Here is a 17,075-nt window from a genome sequence, read left to right on the forward strand (position 1 = left end):
AGAGCTTAGTTATCAGTGGATAACCACAAGAGGTGATGATCATGTCAACGCTCACCATGGACCGGCCGGGCCAACACGAAGAGCACAAGAGGCGGAGAAACATCGGCTGGATCCTGGCCGCGGTCGGGATCCCGGTCTTCATGGTCACGCTCGACAACCTGGTCGTGACCACGGCGCTGCCGGTGATCCGGACGTCGCTGGGCGCGTCGATCACCGACCTGCAGTGGTTCGTCAACGCCTACACGCTGCCGTTCGCCGCCTTCCTGCTCACCGCCGCCGCGCTCGGCGACCGGATCGGCCGGCGGCGCATGTTCATCGCCGGCATCGCGGTCTTCACGCTGGCGTCGGCCGCAGCGGCCATCGCCGTCGAGCCGTGGCAGCTGATCGCGGCCCGCTCGGTGCAGGGCCTCGCCGGTGCGGCCGTCGCGCCGTTGTCGTTGACGCTGCTGGCACAGGCAGTCCCCGACCGGATGCGCAGCGCGGCCGTCGGGATCTGGGGCGGCATCAGCGGACTCGGTGTCGCGGTCGGCCCGGTCGTCGGCGGTGCGGTCGTCGAGGGTCTCGACTGGTCCTGGATCTTCTGGCTGAATGTGCCCGTCGGGGTGCTCGCGGTCGTCCTCGCCGCCACCGTCCTGCCCGAGTCGCGCGGCGGCGCGGTGCGCCTCGACCCGCTCGGCCTGGTGCTGTCGGCCGCCGGAATGCTGCTGCTCGTCTGGGGTGTCATCGACGGACCCGACCACGGCTGGACCTCCACCCGCGTGCTGAGCATGCTCACCGGCGGTGCCGTGCTGATCGCCGCGTTCATCGCCTGGCAGTGGCGGGCCAAGGCGCCGATGCTGCCGCTGCGCCTGTTCCGGTCGCGGGGCTTCAGCCTGGTGAACGTCGTGACCCTGACGTTCTCGGCCGGCGCGTTCGGCTCGGTGTTCCTCCTGGCCCAGTTCTTCCAGGTGGTGCAGGGGCTCAGCCCGCTGGACGCGGGGATCCGCACGCTGCCGTGGACGATGGCCCCGATGGTGGTGGCTCCCCTGGCCGGCATCTTCGCCGACCGGCTCGGCCTGCGGAACCTGATCGTGGCCGGGCAGATCTCGCTCGCCGCCGGCGTCTTCTGGATCGCCGCCGCCACGACCACCACCGTCGACTACTCCGACCTGGTGATCGCGTTCGTGCTCGCCGGCATCGGAATGGGCCTGACCTTCGCACCGATCAGCACGATGGCGCTGGCCAGCACCGAGGAGAACCTCCGCGGCGTGGCCTCGGGCGCCAACAACACCATCCGGGAACTCGGCGTGGCGGTGGGCGTCGCGGTGCTGGCCTCGGTGTTCAGCTCCAACGGCGGCTACGCGAGCCGCGAGTCGTTCGTCGACGGCATCGTCCCCGCGGTCATGGTCGGCGCCGCGATCATCGCGGTCGGCGCCGTGATCGCCGCCTTCCTACCGGGACGCAAGGCCGCCGGTAGCTGAGCTCGGAAACGAGCCCGACCGGGCCGCCGCCACCGCCGCTGCTGCAGCGCGGTCGGCGGCGGCTTCGTCGACGGGATCGCCCGAGACGAGCACGCGGTAGTAGAGCGGCGCCGACACCGCCCGGATGACCTCGTGCGCGTCGGTGTCCGCCGGAAGCTCACCCCGCTCGATGGCCTGCCGCACGCACGGCACCCACTCCTCGATGCGGACCCGGTAGAAGGAGTGCAGCGCCGCCGCCGTGTGCGGATCGCAGGTCGCGGCCGCGATCACCGCTTTGAAGAGCGCACCCTGGCGGGGATCGGTGAGCGTGCGCTGCACCAGCCGGGCGTTGGCGCGCAGGTCGCCGTCGAGCGTGCCGGTCTCGGTGCGGGGCAGCGACTGTTCGGCCATGTCGGCCAGCAGGTCGGCGACGAGGTTGGCCACCGTTCCCCACCGCCGGTACACGGTGGTCTTGCCGACCCCGGCACGGCGGGCCAGGTCGGCCAGGTCGAGCCGGCCGAAACCTTCGGTAGCCAGCACGTCGCCGGCGGCGCGCAGCACGTCGGCCCGCACGCGGGCGGTCCGGCCACCGGGGCGCACAGTGCCGACCACAGGTGTGGGCTCCGCCATATCGGTACTCCAGTTCCGTTAAGTAGGGTGGAACTTAACGGAACCAGAGTACCTTTAGAGGAGAGAAAATGGAGTACAGGCGGCTGGGCGCGTCCGGGCTGAGCGTCCCGGCACTGAGTTTCGGGGCCGGCACCTTCGGCGGCCACGGCCCGTTGTTCGGGGCCTGGGGCAGCACCGACGTGCAGGACGCGCGACGGCTGATCGACATCTGCCTCGACGCGGGCATCACGCTCTTCGACACCGCCGACGTCTACTCCGACGGCGCGTCCGAGGAGGTGCTCGGCGCGGCGATCAAGGGCCGGCGCGACCGCGTGCTCCTGTCGACCAAGACCGGCCTGCCCACCGGCGACGGCCCAGGCGACGCCGGCACCTCCCGGGCCCGGCTCATCACGGCGGCCGACGCCGCGCTCCGGCGTCTCGGCACCGACCACATCGACCTGTTCCAACTGCACGCCTTCGACGCCGGGACGCCGATCGAGGAGACCCTCCAGACGCTCGACCATCTGGTGCGGGCGGGCAAGGTCCGCTACATCGGCGTATCGAACTTCGCTGGCTGGCAACTGATGAAGTCGCTCGCGATCGCCGAGCGCCACGGCTACCCGCGCTACGTCGCCCACCAGGTCTACTACTCGCTCGTCGGTCGCGACTACGAGTGGGACCTGCTTCCGCTCGCGCAGGATCAGGGCGTTGGTGCGCTCGTCTGGAGCCCGCTCGGCTGGGGTCGCCTCACCGGCCGCATCCGCCGCGGCCAGCCGTTGCCCGCCGGCAGCCGGCTGCACCGGACCGCCGAGTTCGGCCCGCCGGTCGACGACGAGCGGCTCTTCGACATCGTCGACGTCCTCGACGGAATCGCCGCGGAAACCGGCCGGTCGGTCCCGCAGATCGCGCTCAACTGGCTGCTGCACCGCCCGACGGTCGCGTCGGTCATCGTCGGCGCCCGCGATGAGCGGCAGCTCCGCGAGAACCTCGGCGCCATCGGGTGGTCGCTCTCTTCGGAACAACAAAAGCTATTGGACGCCGTGAGCACGCGAACCGCGCCCTACCCGCATTTCCCGTACTACCGCCAGGAGGGCTTCGCCCGCCTCAATCCCCCGCTGTGCTGGTCGAACGGCTAGGACTCGTCGAACAGCAGTGAGTCGATGCCCCGGCGCACGCCGACGGCCTCGCCCACCCGGCGGATCGCGAGCAGGGTGCCGGCCACGTACGGGTCGGCCGACGGGCCGGGGTCGTGCCGCATGATCACGCGCTCGCCGACACCGGCGAAGACGACCTCGGTGGACACGACGAAGCCGGGCAGCCGAACCGAGTGGACCCGCGACCCGGCGACGTCGGCGCCGCGGGCCTCGACCGGGCCGTGCAGGTCGGCGAGCGGCACCGCGCCGCCCGGTTGCCGCACCTGGCCGAGGGTCTCGGCGAGTTCGCGCGCGGTGCCGCTGGGCACGTCGCCCTTTGCGGCGCTCGCGTAGTCGATGATCTCCCAGTGCGCCACGTGCCGGGCGGCCAGCGCGGCGGCCCGCCGCAGCACCGCCGCACCGACCGAGAAGTTGCCCGCCGCGAGCACGCCCACGCCGTGCTCGCGGGCGTGCTTGTCGATCTCGGCGTAGTCGTCGGCGGTGAGGCCGCTGGTGCCGATCACCACGTGCTTGCCGGCCGCGACCGCCGCCCACACGTTGTCGCGCACCACGCCGGCCTTGGTGAAGTCGACGACGACGTCGACCGCCGCCGCGTCGAGGGCCGCCGGCACGGTGGCGTACACCGAGCCGTCGACGTCGAGGCCGGTGACCTCGGCCAGGCTGCGACCGGCCGCGGAGCGGGAGACACCCGACGTGAGCGCAAGGTCGGTGGCGGCACCGATGGCCGGGACGATTGCGGCGGCCGTCCATCCGGTGACGCCGGCGAAGCACACGTTCAACACGCCGCCGACACTAGCCGTTCGCTACGACAGTTTGCCGACGACGTCGTAGCGGGCCATGACGAACGCGCGGTTCTGCGCCGTCTCGCGCAACGTCAGGTCGAGGCGGCGCGGCAGCAGCGGCGCGCCCGCGCCCAGGGTCACCGGCGCGTAGTTGACGAGCACCTCGTCGAGCAGTCCCGCGTCGGCGAACTGGCCGGCCAGGTCGCCGCCGCCGACGACCCAGATGTCCTTGCCCTGCGCGGCCGCGACCGCCTCCGCGTGCACGGCCTTGACGTCGGCCCGGGTGAACCGAATGTCGGCACCGTCGATGCCCTTCAGGTCGCGGTGGGTGAACACCCACGACGGCTGGGAGTAGAACCACGCCTCGCCCTTGTCGACGTGGTGCCGGACGATCCACTCGTACGTCGACGCGCCCATGATGATCGCGCCGACCGTGGCGAAGAACTCGTCGTAGTTCATCGGCCCTTCCTTGTCGATGTCCTGCTTCAGCAGCCACGCGAGGGAGTGGTGCTCGTCGGCGATGAATCCGTCGAGGGTGCTGGCGGTGTAGTACGTCGTCTTCGTCACGCGAGATCGTCTCCTGTCGTTTCTTCGTTCCGGTGCCGGCGCAGCCACATGATCGGATCGCCCGCGCCGATGGTGTGACCGGCGGCGCGCAGCATGTGCCGCACGAGTTGGCGGCGGTGCGCCGAGTACGTCAGCACGTGCGCGACGACGCTGCTCATCACGAAACTCTCCGGTGGGTCGCACAACGCGTCGATCAGCCGGTCGTTCCACGCGCCGCGCGCGTCGAGGTCGCGCACCATCGCGAGCCACGAGGCGGCGACGGCGTCGTGCCGGTCGAGGAGCTCGGAGCCGGGAAAGCGTTGCGGCGTATCGCGTCCCTCGATCGACGCGAGCCAGATCTCCTTCGCCCACACCAGGTTGGCGAGCACGTCGTCGATGGTCTCCTCCCCGCCGTCCCATGGCAGTACCACCGCACCGGGCAACCGGACCGCGCGCAGCTCGGCGTCGGTCAGACCTTTCGCGTATTCGAGCAGTGCGCGCGTGTCGTCGAGGTCGTGCCGGACCATCTGTTCGGTGAGCGGGTTCGTCGTGTGTTCGGTCGAGTCGACCCACAACGAGATCGGCGGATGGAAATGGATGCCGTTGGGCGCCGGCAACCAGTGCCGCGCGGCGGGTCGGCTCGGGGGGTGACCGAACGCGCGCGAGTACGCCCGCGAGAACCCCTCGACCGAGTCGTATCCGGCCGCCCACGCCGCGTCGGCGACCGACGACCCGTGCCGCAACTGCCACGCGGCCCGCTCCAGCAGCACCCGCCGGCGCATCGCGACGGGCGGCTCGTGGGTCTGGCGCGACAGCAGCCGGCTGAAGTGGAACGGGGACACGAACGCGTCGCCCGCCATGTCTTCCAGCGTTCGGGACTCGCCGTCGGCGAGCACCGCGTCGAGCAGTTCCCGGAGCCGGTCACGACCCACATCGACCATGGTTCGAGTATCGGCGTCCGGACCGGTCCGGACCCGACCGTTCTTGCTCAGGTGCCCCGGCTAGTGTGTTCGGGGTGATCCGGCTGGTGCACTGGCACCGAACCCTGGGCGTGCTCCTCCTCGTGGGAGCCGTCGCCGGTGGGGTGGCGGTCACCGCCGACGGTCCCGCCGAGCGGGCCGGCGCCGACACCCCGGCCGGAACCGTCGATGCCGCCGATCTCGCCCGCCAGGACCAGGAACGCGCCGATTCCGAACGCGCCGCCCGCGACACCGCCCAGCGCAAGGCCGACGAGGCCGCCGTCGCCGCGGCCGAGCAGGCGAAGAAGGTGGCGAGCCCGAGCCAGTCGAAGAAGCCCGGTGCGACCGCGCCGCCGGCGCCCGAGTCCTGCAACGTCTACAGCGGCAACCGGAAGACCGGCTGCGCGATGGTGCTGGCCAAGGGCTGGGATCTCGCGCAGATGGGCTGCCTCGACAAGCTGTGGACCAAGGAAAGCGGCTGGAACGAGAAGGCCCGCAACAAGAGTTCCGGCGCGCTGGGCATCCCGCAGGCCTACCCCGGAAGCAAGATGTCCTCGGCGGGCCCCGACTGGGAGACGAACCCGGTCACCCAGATCAAGTGGGGGCTCGGCTACATCGCCCAGAAGTACAACACGCCGTGCAGGGCGTGGGCGACGTCGCAGTCCACCGGCTCCTACTGAACCGGCGTCCACTCGCGGCCGAACCATCGCGCGATCCGCTCCGCGCCGAAGTCGCTCTTGTCGGCGGCCAGGTCGGTGGACGGACCCTCCAGCCCGCCGACCGGGCGCTCCCCCGACCGGAACGTGACGTCGACCTTTGCCACCCGGTCGTGGCCGAACTCGAGGTAGCAGATGCCGCGCCCGTCGTAGTGCGTCCGCGGCTCGTCACCCCGGATCGTGGCGATGATCCGCTCCGCCGCCACCGCGGCCTGGCCTTCGGCGAACACGCCCGCCTTGGGTGTTCCGACGCTCGTCACGTCGCCGACCGCGTAGACACCGGGAAACCTGGTCTCCAGCGTCAGCGGGTCGACCGGGATCCAGCCGTCGACGGTCATTCCGGCGGCGGCGACGACCTCGGGCACGCGGTGCGCCGGCACGCCGAGGAAGAGGTCGTAGGGCAGTTCGCTGTCGTCGCTGAGCAGGGCCTTTCTGGTGGCCGGGTCGAGGGCGCGCACCAGGCGCTCCGGGTACCAGTGGATCCCGCGCTCCTCGAACGCGGCCAGCACCGCGGCCGACGCCTCGGGCGACGGCGGGATCGGCGTACCCAGCGGCATCACCAGGGAGATGTCCGAGCCGTCGCGGAGCCCGCGCGCGGTGAGGTACTCGTGCATGAGCAGCGCGGTCTCGCTGGGCGCCGGCGGACACTTGAACGGCGTCGAGGTCACCGCGACCACCACCCGGCCGCCGGCGAAGTTCCTGAGGACGTCCCGCGCGGCGAACGCGCCGGCGACGGTGTAGAACTCGTGCCCGCCCGCGGTGAGCCCGGGGGTGGCGGCCGGGTCCAGGTCGGCACCGAGCGCGACGACGAGGATGTCGGCGTCGAACGTCCCGCCGGTCGTCTCGACCCGCTTCCGCTCGGGGTCGATCGCGGTGACCGTGGCCGGCACGAACCGGTAACCGCGGTCGGCGAGGTCGGCGTACCGGTGCAGCACCCGGTCGGGCGACGTGCGGTCGAACATCACGTCGAGCTTGGAGAACCCGAAGACGAACCCCTCGGACCGGTCGACGAGCGTCAGGTCGACCTCGGTTCCGCACCGCGCGGCCACCGTCGTCGCCAACTCGAGACCGCCGAACCCGGCGCCCAACACCACCACGCGCATCGCCACCGCGGAAGCCTAACCCCGCTGTGACCTGCCCGGAGAGAGATCTACAACCGGCGCAGCACGGAGACGACCTTGCCGAGGATCACGGCGCCGTCGGCCGGCACCGGCTGGTACGCGGGATTCCGCGGGACGAGTTCGGCGTGGCCGTCGGCGGTGTGCCGGTAGACCTTGACGGTGGCCTCGCCGTCGATCCGCACCGCGACCATGTCGCCGTCGGCGGCGACGGCCTGCTGGCGGACGACCACGACATCGCCGGCGCAGATCGCCGCCTCGACCATCGAGTCGTCGTGGACGCGCAGCGCGAACAGCGTGCCGTGGCCGACGAGCGTCAGTGGCAGGGCTAATTCCCCGTCGGCCTCCATGGACATCCGCGCACCATATCGCAGGTTAGATCATATGTTCGACGGCACCCGCCGGGCGACGAGGAAACCCTGCGGCTGCCCCTCACCGTCCGCGGCCGGGCGGCCACCCTGGAACACCGGCTCGAATCCGGCGTCGGTCACCCGCCGCTCCATCTCCCCGGGCGACAACCAGTAGACGTCGAACCCGATGCCGAGATCGAGGGTGCGCGCGCCCCGCCGGACCTGCCCGTCGCCCGCCTTGAACGCGGTCACCAGATACCCGCCCGGCCGCACGACGCGCGCGAGTTCGGTGAACGCCGCCGGCCGGTCCCCGGGCGCGAGGTACATCAGCGAGTACCAGCACACGACCCCGGCCAGCGACGCGTCGCCGAACGGCAGGTCGCGCACGTCGGCGACGTCGTACTCGAACTCGGGATGGTCGCGCCGGGCCAGCCGCACCATCTCCGGCGACAGGTCGACACCGCGCGGCGCGAGCCCCCGGGCCGCCAGGAACGGATCGAGCCGGCCGGTGCCGCAGCCGACGTCACCGACATCCGTACCGAGGCCGGCGCCGGCCACCACGTCGCAGAACAGGCCGAGCACGGCCCGGTCGACGGGATCCCGGTCGAGCGCGTCGGCAAGGCGTTCGGCGTAGAGCGGGGCGAGAACGTCGTGCGCGTCCCGGAGTTCGTCGGTCTTGGCGTCCATGGGTGCGCACCCTAGAGAATTCCCGGACCGGCGCTCAACCTTTCCCGCGGCCGCGTCGTCATGAACCGCGACGAAGGGAGAACCTGTGCTATGGAAGCGGAGCTTCGATGGGCTTGAAGCACTGGTCGCCGAGCGCGGCAACGCACTGCTGGCCACCGCGGTCCTGCTGACCGGCAGCCGCGCGGCGGGCGAGGACCTGCTCCAGTCGGCGTTGGAGCGGCTGATGCGGTCGTGGAACCGGGTCCGCGAGGACCGCGAGGGTTACCTGCGACGGATCATGTACAACCTGGCCGTCGACGACTGGCGCCGGCGCAGACGGCGTCCCGAAGTATTTGGGACCGAAGAGCGGGCCGGCCCCGCCGACCCCGGCAGCGCCGTGGCCCTGCGGCAGACGCTCGTCGCGGCGCTGGCGCAACTGCCGCCGCGGCAACGCGCCGTGCTCGTCCTGCGGTACTGGGAGCAGCGCAGCGAGGCGGAGACCGCCGAGATGCTCGGCTGCTCGATCGGCAGCGTCAAGTCGACCGCCTCGCGGGGGCTGGCCCGGCTCCGCGACCTCACTGCCACCTGGGAAGCGTTTCCCGTCTCGAACGGAGCAATGTGATGACGACCAACCTCGAGGAACACCTGGCGGCCGGCATGCGCCAGGAGATGCGCACCGTCACGCTCACCGACGACGTCCTCGGCCGGGCCCGGCGACGGTACCGCCGGCGGGCGGCGATGGTCCGGCTCGGGTACGGCCTCGGCGTGATCGGGGTCGCCGGCGCGCTGGTCGCCGGCCTCACCCTGAACGGCGACTCCCTGAACGGCGGCACGGCGGAAAAGGCGCCGCCGATCGCCCGGGCCGACACGCCCGCCCTCCGGCTCGCCAACGCCGCCACCGCCAGCGACGGCGTCAGCTACCGGATCAGGTTCACGAGCCGGGGCTGGGCGATCGAAGACGGCAAGCGCACCGGCCCCGGCACCCCGACCGTCACCGAGGGCGCCTTCGACCCCAGGACGACCACCGGATATGCGCGGACCGTCGTCGAGTACGGCATCTTCACCGAACTGCTCATCAACGGGACCCGCTACCAGGGCACCGAACCTCGTCCCGACGGCAAGACGCCCACCGGCGACCACGAGCCGTACAGTGTCTACGGCCAGCACCCGGGCACGTTCGACCGGCTCGACTGGGGCCTGTACCAGATGCCGGTTCTCGGCGCCACCGCGGCCGACCCGACCGCGCTGCTCAAGGCGCTCCGGGACGCGGACGCCACCATCACCGAGAACCCCGACGGCACGCTGCATTTCAAGTACATCAATGGCGAATCGGTGTACAACGGCGACATAACCCTCGACGGCAACGGCCGCATCGCGAAGGTGGCGATCGCCGGAACCTGGGAGTCGACGATCAAGGGCCGCCTCGACAAGTCCGAGTCCGAGATGACGATCGAGTTCTCGGACTACGGGTTGCCGGTCACCGCCGAGCGCCCGGCGAAGGTGGTTCCGTTCAAGTGAACTGACGGTCGTTCTACGAGCCGAACACGTAGTGACCGGGTCGGACCGGGTACCGGTTGATGCCTGGAACGTCGGCGGTGTCGACGCAGTGACGCCGCGCGGGTTCTGTCGGGTCGCCGCCGGTCTGCACCAGTTCGATCCGGTCACCACCGATGATCTTCAGGTAGAAGCCGTGGTTGACGAGCATGCTCCGCTCGTCCGGTTCCACCGCGGTGACGAGCGCCGTGTCGCCGTGCACGTTGACGCACGTGACGTCGGCCCACCCGGAGGCCAGCAGCTTTCCGTCGGGCAGGGCGTGGCGGTACGTGAGCACCCCGTACGCGGTGCCGTGACGGGTGACCCCGGCCGCGACGCCGAACGTGATCCGGTGGCCCTCCACGTTGACCTCGTGGTAGACGAACTGCCCGACGCCGGTGATCCACGCTCCGGGGGTGGTCGGCCGCGGTGGCGGCTCCGGGATGTCGGCACGGGCCGGGGCCGCGACACCGACGGACGCGACGGACGCGACGACGGCGGCCAGGACGAGACGAATCTTCATGCCCCGAGTCTGTTTGCGGCGCCGATCCGTTCGTAGATGCCGTTGAGCCCGTGTTCGACCGTGCCGATCGGCACATGCGCGACCCGGCGGCCGCCTCATACAGTGGCGCGGTGACGATCCGGGTCCTCATCGCCGACGATCAGGAGGACGTGCGCAGCGCGTACCGCATCATCCTGGACGCCCAGCCGGACATCACCGTGATCGCGGAGGCCGCCGACGGCACCACCGCCGTGGCACTCGCCCGCGACCTGCGGCCCGACGTGGTACTGGCCGACATCCGCATGCCCGGCCTCGACGGGCTGGCGGTCACCCGCCTCCTGGCCGGCCCGGGCGTGGCGAACCCCATGCAGGTGGTCGTGGTGACGACGTTCGACGTCGACCAGTACGTGCACACCGCGCTCCACAACGGCGCCTGCGGCTTCATCCTCAAGCGATCCGGCCCGGCGCTGCTCACCGAGGCGGTCCGCGCCGCCGCCGCGGGCGACGCGCTGATCAGCCCGCAGGTCACCGTCCGTCTACTGAGGACGTTCCGGGCTGAGCGGACAACCCCGCCGACGGACCTCCCCCTGGCACCGCTCACCGGCCGCGAAACCGAGATCGCCCGCCTGGTCGCCCAGGGCAAAAGCAACGCCCAGATCGCCGCCACGTTGTTTCTGTCACCCGGCACCGTCAAGAACCACCTGGCGACAATCCAACGCAAGGTCGACGCGCCGAACCGGGTGGGCATCGCCGCCTGGGTATGGAGCAGGACCTAAGCCTTGACGGTCACGGCCCGCAGCAGGGTGTGGCAGACCGCGTACAGCAGGGCGCCGTCGAGGTAGTGGCAGAACATCGCGCCCGGATACGACGGGCCGCCCCACGCGTCGTGGACGAAGTTCGGGTCGAGGCCGGCGAAGACCTGCTGGCCGATGCGCCAGGCCATGAACACCTCCAGGGTCACGATGACCGCGACCACCAGGCAGCGCAGCAGGTTCAGCGGGCCGAAGCCGGCCCGGTACGTCGCCGCGATGCGGGCGGCGATCGGGCGACCGAGCGGCGCGAGGATCACCTTCCAACCCTGCGGGCTGCGGCGCGCCGCGAACCAGAACCACACCGCCACCACGGCGAGCACGATGAGATGCGGGATCCAGGCCTCGGTGCCGGGTGTGTGCGGGTTGATCTCCTCGTCCCGGTTGAGATACCACGAGAGGCCGCTGGCCAGACCGAGGGTCGTGGCGGCGGCGGCGACCAGGACGGCGGTGCGGGAGAGTGTCGTCATGACGAAGACGCTCGTCGCCGCACCCGGTTCCGGGCGTCACACCACGGAATGATCCGGGCGGTCCCTCGCGGGATGCCCCGTCATTCTCCAGCGTGACGCCCGCGTCGTGGGGCCTGGCTAGCGTGATCGGCATGCGCCGCCTTCCGAAGCCCGATCTGCTCGACGTCGCCCTCGCGCTCGGGTCGTTCGTGCTGTTCACGCTGCCCGTACTGGTGCGCGGCACCGGGCACGGGCCGGCGGCGGCGATCGCGGTGCTCGGCGCCGCGGCGACCGTGCCGCTGCTGGCCCGGCGGGCGGCGCCCGTGCCCGTGCTCGTCATCGTGTCGCTCGTGCTCGTGATCGCGGTCTTCGCCGACGTCCGGTTCACCCCGTACGGCAACAACGCGGGACCGGCGTTGGCGATCGCGGTGCTGACCGTGGCCGACCGGCTGCCGCGCGCCGCGTCGCTGCGGGTGAGCGCCGCCGCCGTCGGACTGGTCACCGTCGCGGAACTCGCCGCGATGCAGCTGCACCTGGTCTCCGACCAGAATGCGATCCAGCTCGCGCTCGCGGTACCGGCCTGGTTGATCGGCAGCGCGTTCGGCGCCCGGCGACGGGCCGAACAAGAACTCCGCGAGGAGACGGAGCAACGCGCGCGGGAGGCCGAGCGCCGGATCCGGGCCGAGGAGCGGTTGCGGGTGTCGGCCGACGTCCACGACATCGTGTCGCACACGCTGAGCATGATCGCGGTACGGTCGGGCGTGGCGCGGATGGTGCTCGACCAGCGGCCCGACGAGGCCCGGCTGGCGCTCTCCTCGATCGAGACGGCCAGCCGCGGCGCGCTCGACGAGTTGCGCGCGGTGCTGCAGTCGATCCGCGTTCCCGCCGATCGTGCGCCGGCCGTCGAGCGTCCGTCGCTCGCCGATGTCCGGTCGTTGGTCGACGGGCTGCGCGCCGACGGGTACCGGATCACGCTCACCGTGCCGGCCGAGACGATGCCGGCCGATGCCGCGGTGCCGCCGCTGGTCGAGGAGTCGGCGTACCGGGTCGTTCAGGAGGCGCTGACGAACGTGGTCCGCCACGCCGGTCGGGTGCCGACGGTGGTCGACGTCGTCCGGGAGCCGGACGGGCTCACCGTCTCCGTCGTGAACGAGGCTGGGGAAACCGGTGCCGGCGAGGGCTCGGGGTTGGGGCTGGCCGGGATGCGCGACCGGGTCGCGCTGCACGACGGCACGGTCGAGGCGGGGCCGCGGCCCGGCGGCGGGTTCGCCGTGCGCGTCCACTTTCCGGTGGACCCCCATGAGTGACCCGATCCGCGTCCTCGTCGTCGACGACGAGGCCCTGGTGCGCGCCGGCTTCCGGGTGCTCCTCGAGACGTCACCCGGCCTTGAGGTCGTCGGGGAGGCCGCCGACGGCGCCGCGGCCGTCCGCCAGTGCCGCGCGCTGCGACCCGACGTCCTCCTCATGGACATCCGCATGCCGGTGATGGACGGTCTCGAAGCCACCCGGCACATCGCCGACGACCCGCGCATCGACGCCCGCGTCCTGATCGTGACGACGTTCGGCGAGGACGAGCACGTCTTCGCCGCCCTGCGCGCCGGAGCCAGCGGGTTCATCCTCAAGGACACCCCGCCGGAGGACCTGCTCAGCGCGATCCGGGTGGTCGCCGACGGCGAGGCGCTGCTGACCCCGCGGGTGACGACCCGGCTGGTCGCGGAGTTCGTCCGCCGCACGTCCGGCCGCACCCGCGACGCCACCGCGCCGACGGGCCTCGACGACCTGACCGAGCGGGAACGCGAGATGCTCGTCCAGGTCGCCGCCGGCCGGTCGAACGCGGAGATCGCCGACCACTTCGTCGTCAGCCTCAACACGGTGAAGACCCACGTCAGCCGGCTGCTGTTCAAGCTCTCGGCGCGCGACCGGGCCCAACTCGTGGTGTGCGCCTACGAGAGCGGCCTGGTCGTGCCGGGCGGCGACTGAAATCGACATCTATACGTACAGTCGCATTGACGTTACTCTTTGCTATGGCCCTCTTGCAGAAAGCCGACTCGCAGCAGGCGCTGGCACGCAACCGGCTCGGCGTGCCCGCGGTGGTCTTCTTCGGCATCGCCGGCGCCGCACCGTTGACCGTCATCCTCGGCGCCGTGTCGACGATCTACGCGGTCGTCGAGAGTACCGCCGTACCTGTGGTGTACTTCGCGGCCGCGGCCATCCTGTCGCTGTTCACCGTCGGGTTCGTGGCGATGAGCCGGCACATCGTCAGCTCGGGCGCGTTCTACACGTACATCACCCACGGGCTCGGGCGGCTGCCCGGCATGGCCGCCGCGTTCATCGCGCTGGTGGCCTACTCGGTGATGCAGATCGGCCTGTTCGGCCTGTTCGGCGTCATCGCCGAAGGGATTCTCGGCGAGGTGGGCGTCGCCACCAACTGGTTCGTGTGCGCGCTCGTCGCGTGGCTCGCGGTCGCGGTGCTCGGGTTGCTGCGAGTCGACCTCAACGGCAAGGTGCTCGCCGTGCTGCTGACCGCCGAGTTCGCCATCGTCGTCGTCTACGACCTGGTGATGCTCGCCCACCCGGCCGACGGCTTCACCGTCTCGACGCTCAACCCGGCCGGCCTCTTCAGCGGCGAGGCCGCCGCGATGCTCGTTCTGGCTATCGCCGGCTTCGTCGGTTTCGAGGCGACCGTGGTGCTTTCCGAAGAAGCGAAGGACCCGAAGCACACGATCGCCCGGGCGACCCACTGGGCCGTGCTGCTGCCCGGCATCTTCATCGGGCTCTCCGCGTGGGCGATGTCGGTCGGCGCCGGCGTCGACTCGATCGTCGCGACGGCGAAGGCCGAGGAGACCGATCTGGTGTTCACGCTCGTCGACCCACACGTGCCGGACGTGTTCATCAGCCTCGGCTACGTGTTCTTCCTGACCAGTGTGTTCGCCGCGCTGCTCGCGTTCCACGCCGCGATCGCCCGCTACCAGTTCGCCCTCGGCCGCGAGGGGGTGCTGCCGAAGCTCTGGGCCCGCACCCATCCGCGCACGTCGGCGCCGGTCGCCGGTTCGCTCACCCAGAGCGCCGTCGCCCTCGTCGTGCTGACCATCTACGCGGCCGCCGGCGTCGACCCGCTGGTGCACCTGTTCGCGTGGTTGACGACCGCCGGCGGATACGGCGTGCTCATCCTGATGTGGGGGACCTGCGGCGCCGTCATCGCGTTCTTCGGGCAGCGGCCGGGGCTGGAAAGCCCGTGGCGGTCCCGGATCGCGCCGCGCATCGCGTTCGTGGTGCTCACGCTGGTGCTCCTGGCCACCACGATCGGGCTCGGCGACCTGCTCCAGATCGAGGACGACTCGGTGTTCGGGTGGTTCTTCCAGTCGTTGTACGTGATGGTCGCCGCGCTCGGCGTCGGCTGGGCGTTGTACCTGCGGCGCAACCGCCCCACGGTGTTCGCCGCCATCGGTCACGGCCGACGGACCTAGACTCGGGGGCATGTCGAGCGTTGTGGTCATCGGTGCCACCGGCCATGTCGGAACGTACCTCGTCCCGCGGCTCGTGCGCGCGGGGCACGACGTCATCGCGGTGAGCCGCGGGCTGCGCGAGCCCTACCGTCCCGACGAGGCGTGGGCCGACGTGCGGCGCGTCGTGCTCGACCGCGACGAACTGGCCGACGCGTTCCCGGCCGCCGTCGCCGACCTCAAGGCCGACGTCGTCGTCGACATGACCTGCTTCACCCGGGCCGACGCCGCACAGCTCGTCGACGGGCTGCGCGGCCACGTCGGCCTGCTGCTGCACTGCGGCACGATCTGGGTGCACGGTCCCAGTTCCGCGGTGCCGACCACGGAGGCCGACCACCGCGGCCCGTTCGGCGACTACGGCACGTGGAAGGCCGAGATCGAAGACCTGCTGCTCGCCGAAGCCGAGTCGGACGGCCTGCGTTGTGTCGTGCTGCGCCCCGGCCACATCACCGGGCCCGGTTGGCCGATGATCAACGCGGTCGGCAACCTCGACCTGGCGGTGTGGCACCGGCTCGCCACCGGCCAGCCGGTCGACATGCCCAACTTCGGCCTGGAGACCGTGCACCACGTCCACGCCGACGACGTCGCCCAGGCGTTCCAGCTCGCCCTCGACAGGCCCGACGTGGCCGCCGGAAATGCCTACAACGTGGTGTCGGAGCGGGCGATGACGTTGCGCGGCATCGCCACCGCGGTCGCCGGCTGGTTCGGGCACGAGGCCGACCTGCGGTTCATGCCGTTCGAGCAGTTCCGCGCCGGCACCGACGGCGACCTCGCCGACGCGTCGTGGGAGCACATCGTGCGCAGCCACTCGATGAGCATCGACAAGGCGCGCCGGCACCTGGGTTACGCGCCCCGGTACACCTCGCTGCAGGCGATCGCCGACGGGCTGGCGTGGCTCGCCGAGCACGGCGACGTCGACCTGGGTCCCGACGCGTCCCGGATCCTGTCGGCCCACGTCAGTGGGTTGTCGTAGCCAGCCGGACCGCGACCGTGGCCAGGATCAGCCCGGTGACCCGCTCGACGCGCGCCTTCACCCGCGGCCGGCGCAGCCAGCGACCCAGCCGGTCGACGGCCGTGAGGTACAGCCCGAACCAGGCGAGGTAGAGCGCCGCGAAGACCGCGGACAGCAGCATCGCCTCGGCCGCCGGCGAGGCGCTGTCGGCGCTGATGAACTGCGGCAGGAAGGTGACGAAGAACAGCGCCACCTTCGGGTTGAGCGCGTTGGACAGGAAGCCCTGCCGCAGGTGCGCCCACCGGTGCGCCGGCACCGCGCCTGCCTCGTCGTCCACCGGCTTCTTGGACGAACGCCGCGCCGACCACAGCATCTGCGCCGCCAGCCACAGCAGGTACACCGCCCCGACGATCTTCAATACGGTGAACGCCGTCGCCGAGGCGAGCAGCAGCGCCGACAGCCCGAACACGGCGGCCGCGGCGTGCACGGCCAGGCCGAGCACACCGCCGATCATGGTCAGCGCCCCGCCGGCCCGGCCGCTGACCAGTGCGTTGCGGGTGATCAGGGCCTGATCCGGGCCGGGCAGCATGATCAGCACCAGCGCGGCAATCGCGAAAGTCGTCATAGGACGACGATGGCCGCCCGCGATCGATAGGTCCAATGCCAAAACCGGTGGTGTCCCATGCTTAGAATCTATGGATGGTGACGCTCGTCCAGCTCCGCGTGATCGACGCCGTCCGCCGCCTCGGGTCGGTCACCGCCGCCGGCAAGGACCTGCAGTACACCCAGCCGTCGATCAGCCATCACCTGTCGCGGTTGGAGGTCGAGGTCGGCACCCGCCTGATCCAGAAGGTCGGCCGGGGCATCCGGCTCACCCCGGCGGGCCGCCTGCTGGCCGACCGCGCCGCCGAGATCATCGGCCGGGTCGACTCCGCGACGACGGAACTGTCCGCGCTGGTCGGGCTGAACGCCGGACGCGTGCGGCTGG

General features: G+C 71.3%; 20 protein-coding genes and 1 pseudogene. 11 read left to right on the forward strand and 10 right to left on the reverse strand.

Annotated features, from left to right (window positions below; all coding sequences use genetic code 11):
- The first annotated feature begins 41 nt into the window (after positions 1 to 41).
- Positions 42 to 1,460: a DHA2 family efflux MFS transporter permease subunit gene (locus Vau01_RS54435; RefSeq protein WP_204009779.1), complete on the forward strand. Its 1,419-nt coding sequence runs from the start codon at positions 42 to 44 to the stop codon at positions 1,458 to 1,460.
- Here the strand turns inward: Vau01_RS54435 and Vau01_RS54440 are convergent.
- Positions 1,431 to 2,069: a TetR/AcrR family transcriptional regulator gene (locus Vau01_RS54440; protein ID WP_204009780.1), complete on the reverse strand. Its 639-nt coding sequence runs from the start codon at positions 2,067 to 2,069 to the stop codon at positions 1,431 to 1,433. The two genes, Vau01_RS54435 and Vau01_RS54440, sit on opposite strands and share 30 nt — an antisense overlap.
- A 68-nt stretch (positions 2,070 to 2,137) precedes the next feature.
- Between Vau01_RS54440 and Vau01_RS54445 the strand changes: the two genes are divergently transcribed.
- Positions 2,138 to 3,184 carry an aldo/keto reductase gene (locus Vau01_RS54445; protein WP_204009782.1) on the forward strand — a complete coding sequence of 349 codons (1,047 nt, stop codon included), beginning with the start codon at positions 2,138 to 2,140 and terminating at the stop codon, positions 3,182 to 3,184.
- Here the strand turns inward: Vau01_RS54445 and dapB are convergent.
- Genes dapB through Vau01_RS54460 form a run of 3 tightly spaced genes read right to left on the reverse strand, consistent with a single transcriptional unit; the run spans position 3,181 to position 5,471 of the window.
- Positions 3,181 to 3,984, reverse strand: a complete 804-nt coding sequence (dapB, locus tag Vau01_RS54450; RefSeq protein WP_204009784.1) for a 4-hydroxy-tetrahydrodipicolinate reductase — start codon at positions 3,982 to 3,984, stop codon at positions 3,181 to 3,183. The two genes, Vau01_RS54445 and dapB, sit on opposite strands and share 4 nt — an antisense overlap.
- Before the next feature lie 21 nt (positions 3,985 to 4,005).
- The gene (locus Vau01_RS54455; RefSeq protein WP_204009787.1) at positions 4,006 to 4,551 is read right to left on the reverse strand and encodes a dihydrofolate reductase family protein; all 546 of its coding nucleotides are present in this window, start codon (positions 4,549 to 4,551) and stop codon (positions 4,006 to 4,008) included.
- Positions 4,548 to 5,471: a helix-turn-helix domain-containing protein gene (locus Vau01_RS54460; RefSeq protein ID WP_204009790.1), complete on the reverse strand. Its 924-nt coding sequence runs from the start codon at positions 5,469 to 5,471 to the stop codon at positions 4,548 to 4,550. The genes Vau01_RS54455 and Vau01_RS54460 overlap by 4 nt, the downstream gene beginning before the upstream one ends.
- 74 nt (positions 5,472 to 5,545) lie before the next feature.
- Between Vau01_RS54460 and Vau01_RS54465 the strand changes: the two genes are divergently transcribed.
- The gene (locus Vau01_RS54465; RefSeq protein WP_204009793.1) at positions 5,546 to 6,169 is read left to right on the forward strand and encodes an aggregation-promoting factor C-terminal-like domain-containing protein; all 624 of its coding nucleotides are present in this window, start codon (positions 5,546 to 5,548) and stop codon (positions 6,167 to 6,169) included.
- Here the strand turns inward: Vau01_RS54465 and Vau01_RS54470 are convergent.
- The 3 genes and pseudogenes from Vau01_RS54470 to Vau01_RS54480 form a co-directional block, all read right to left on the reverse strand.
- Entirely contained in the window at positions 6,163 to 7,308 is a 1,146-nt protein-coding gene (locus Vau01_RS54470; protein WP_239152764.1) for an NAD(P)/FAD-dependent oxidoreductase, read from the reverse strand. The two genes, Vau01_RS54465 and Vau01_RS54470, sit on opposite strands and share 7 nt — an antisense overlap.
- A gap of 47 nt (positions 7,309 to 7,355) precedes the next feature.
- Positions 7,356 to 7,655, reverse strand: a pseudogene (locus Vau01_RS54475) (LexA family protein); the annotation flags it as partial.
- 48 nt (positions 7,656 to 7,703) lie between these two features.
- On the reverse strand, positions 7,704 to 8,360 hold the full coding sequence (locus Vau01_RS54480) for a class I SAM-dependent methyltransferase (protein WP_204009798.1): 657 nt from the start codon (positions 8,358 to 8,360) through the stop codon (positions 7,704 to 7,706).
- A gap of 85 nt (positions 8,361 to 8,445) precedes the next feature.
- On the opposite strand from Vau01_RS54480, the gene Vau01_RS54485 reads away from it, so the two are divergent.
- Together Vau01_RS54485 and Vau01_RS54490 are read left to right on the forward strand one after the other, a co-directional pair.
- Positions 8,446 to 8,961 carry a SigE family RNA polymerase sigma factor gene (locus Vau01_RS54485; protein WP_204009800.1) on the forward strand — a complete coding sequence of 172 codons (516 nt, stop codon included), beginning with the start codon at positions 8,446 to 8,448 and terminating at the stop codon, positions 8,959 to 8,961.
- A complete protein-coding gene (locus Vau01_RS54490) occupies positions 8,961 to 9,857 on the forward strand; it encodes a hypothetical protein (RefSeq protein ID WP_204009802.1) in 897 nt (298 codons plus the stop codon). Before Vau01_RS54485 ends, Vau01_RS54490 begins: the two co-directional genes overlap by 1 nt.
- 13 nt (positions 9,858 to 9,870) lie before the next feature.
- Here the strand turns inward: Vau01_RS54490 and Vau01_RS54495 are convergent, their stop codons facing one another.
- On the reverse strand, positions 9,871 to 10,395 hold the full coding sequence (locus tag Vau01_RS54495; protein WP_204009804.1) for a hypothetical protein: 525 nt from the start codon (positions 10,393 to 10,395) through the stop codon (positions 9,871 to 9,873).
- Between the two features lie 110 nt (positions 10,396 to 10,505).
- On the opposite strand from Vau01_RS54495, the gene Vau01_RS54500 reads away from it, so the two are divergent.
- Positions 10,506 to 11,150, forward strand: a complete 645-nt coding sequence (locus Vau01_RS54500; protein ID WP_239152762.1) for a response regulator transcription factor — start codon at positions 10,506 to 10,508, stop codon at positions 11,148 to 11,150.
- Here Vau01_RS54500 and Vau01_RS54505 read toward each other — a convergent pair.
- Positions 11,147 to 11,653: a hypothetical protein gene (locus tag Vau01_RS54505; RefSeq protein WP_204009806.1), complete on the reverse strand. Its 507-nt coding sequence runs from the start codon at positions 11,651 to 11,653 to the stop codon at positions 11,147 to 11,149. The genes Vau01_RS54500 and Vau01_RS54505 overlap by 4 nt on opposite strands.
- Positions 11,654 to 11,784: 131 nt before the next feature.
- On the opposite strand from Vau01_RS54505, the gene Vau01_RS54510 reads away from it, so the two are divergent.
- Genes Vau01_RS54510 through Vau01_RS54525 form a run of 4 tightly spaced genes read left to right on the forward strand, consistent with a single transcriptional unit; the run spans position 11,785 to position 16,108 of the window.
- Positions 11,785 to 12,939: a sensor histidine kinase gene (locus Vau01_RS54510; protein WP_204009808.1), complete on the forward strand. Its 1,155-nt coding sequence runs from the start codon at positions 11,785 to 11,787 to the stop codon at positions 12,937 to 12,939.
- A complete protein-coding gene (locus Vau01_RS54515; protein WP_204009811.1) occupies positions 12,932 to 13,612 on the forward strand; it encodes a response regulator in 681 nt (226 codons plus the stop codon). Before Vau01_RS54510 ends, Vau01_RS54515 begins: the two co-directional genes overlap by 8 nt.
- Positions 13,613 to 13,656: 44 nt before the next feature.
- Positions 13,657 to 15,099 carry an APC family permease gene (locus Vau01_RS54520; protein WP_204009814.1) on the forward strand — a complete coding sequence of 481 codons (1,443 nt, stop codon included), beginning with the start codon at positions 13,657 to 13,659 and terminating at the stop codon, positions 15,097 to 15,099.
- A 10-nt stretch (positions 15,100 to 15,109) separates the two neighbouring features.
- A complete protein-coding gene (locus Vau01_RS54525; protein ID WP_204009817.1) occupies positions 15,110 to 16,108 on the forward strand; it encodes an NAD-dependent epimerase/dehydratase family protein in 999 nt (332 codons plus the stop codon).
- Here the strand turns inward: Vau01_RS54525 and Vau01_RS54530 are convergent.
- Positions 16,092 to 16,712 (reverse strand): LysE family translocator, encoded by a 621-nt coding sequence (locus Vau01_RS54530; RefSeq protein ID WP_204009820.1) that lies wholly within the window; start codon positions 16,710 to 16,712, stop codon positions 16,092 to 16,094. The two genes, Vau01_RS54525 and Vau01_RS54530, sit on opposite strands and share 17 nt — an antisense overlap.
- A 74-nt stretch (positions 16,713 to 16,786) precedes the next feature.
- Here Vau01_RS54530 and Vau01_RS54535 point away from each other — a divergent pair.
- Positions 16,787 to 17,075, forward strand: a 289-nt coding sequence (locus tag Vau01_RS54535; RefSeq protein WP_204009836.1) for a LysR family transcriptional regulator, incomplete at its 3' end; no start/stop codon positions are given.

Source organism: Virgisporangium aurantiacum, from assembly GCF_016863635.1.
Taxonomy (GTDB): Bacteria; Actinomycetota; Actinomycetes; order Mycobacteriales; family Micromonosporaceae; genus Virgisporangium; species Virgisporangium aurantiacum.

What these genes read in the sequence shown, in the direction of transcription:
- Vau01_RS54440 (WP_204009780.1), bottom strand. Translation starts at nt 2,069, where the DNA reads ATGGCGGAGCCCACACCTGTGGTCGGCACTGTGCGCCCCGGTGGCCGG.
- Vau01_RS54515 (WP_204009811.1), top strand. Translation starts at nt 12,932, where the DNA reads ATGAGTGACCCGATCCGCGTCCTCGTCGTCGACGACGAGGCCCTGGTG.
- Vau01_RS54525 (WP_204009817.1), top strand. Translation starts at nt 15,110, where the DNA reads ATGTCGAGCGTTGTGGTCATCGGTGCCACCGGCCATGTCGGAACGTAC.
- Vau01_RS54445 (WP_204009782.1), top strand. Translation starts at nt 2,138, where the DNA reads ATGGAGTACAGGCGGCTGGGCGCGTCCGGGCTGAGCGTCCCGGCACTG.
- Vau01_RS54510 (WP_204009808.1), top strand. Translation starts at nt 11,785, where the DNA reads ATGCGCCGCCTTCCGAAGCCCGATCTGCTCGACGTCGCCCTCGCGCTC.
- Vau01_RS54470 (WP_239152764.1), bottom strand. Translation starts at nt 7,308, where the DNA reads ATGCGCGTGGTGGTGTTGGGCGCCGGGTTCGGCGGTCTCGAGTTGGCG.
- Vau01_RS54530 (WP_204009820.1), bottom strand. Translation starts at nt 16,712, where the DNA reads ATGACGACTTTCGCGATTGCCGCGCTGGTGCTGATCATGCTGCCCGGC.
- Vau01_RS54460 (WP_204009790.1), bottom strand. Translation starts at nt 5,471, where the DNA reads ATGGTCGATGTGGGTCGTGACCGGCTCCGGGAACTGCTCGACGCGGTG.
- Vau01_RS54505 (WP_204009806.1), bottom strand. Translation starts at nt 11,653, where the DNA reads ATGACGACACTCTCCCGCACCGCCGTCCTGGTCGCCGCCGCCGCCACG.
- Vau01_RS54435 (WP_204009779.1), top strand. Translation starts at nt 42, where the DNA reads ATGTCAACGCTCACCATGGACCGGCCGGGCCAACACGAAGAGCACAAG.
- Vau01_RS54490 (WP_204009802.1), top strand. Translation starts at nt 8,961, where the DNA reads ATGACGACCAACCTCGAGGAACACCTGGCGGCCGGCATGCGCCAGGAG.
- Vau01_RS54520 (WP_204009814.1), top strand. Translation starts at nt 13,657, where the DNA reads ATGGCCCTCTTGCAGAAAGCCGACTCGCAGCAGGCGCTGGCACGCAAC.
- Vau01_RS54495 (WP_204009804.1), bottom strand. Translation starts at nt 10,395, where the DNA reads ATGAAGATTCGTCTCGTCCTGGCCGCCGTCGTCGCGTCCGTCGCGTCC.
- Vau01_RS54480 (WP_204009798.1), bottom strand. Translation starts at nt 8,360, where the DNA reads ATGGACGCCAAGACCGACGAACTCCGGGACGCGCACGACGTTCTCGCC.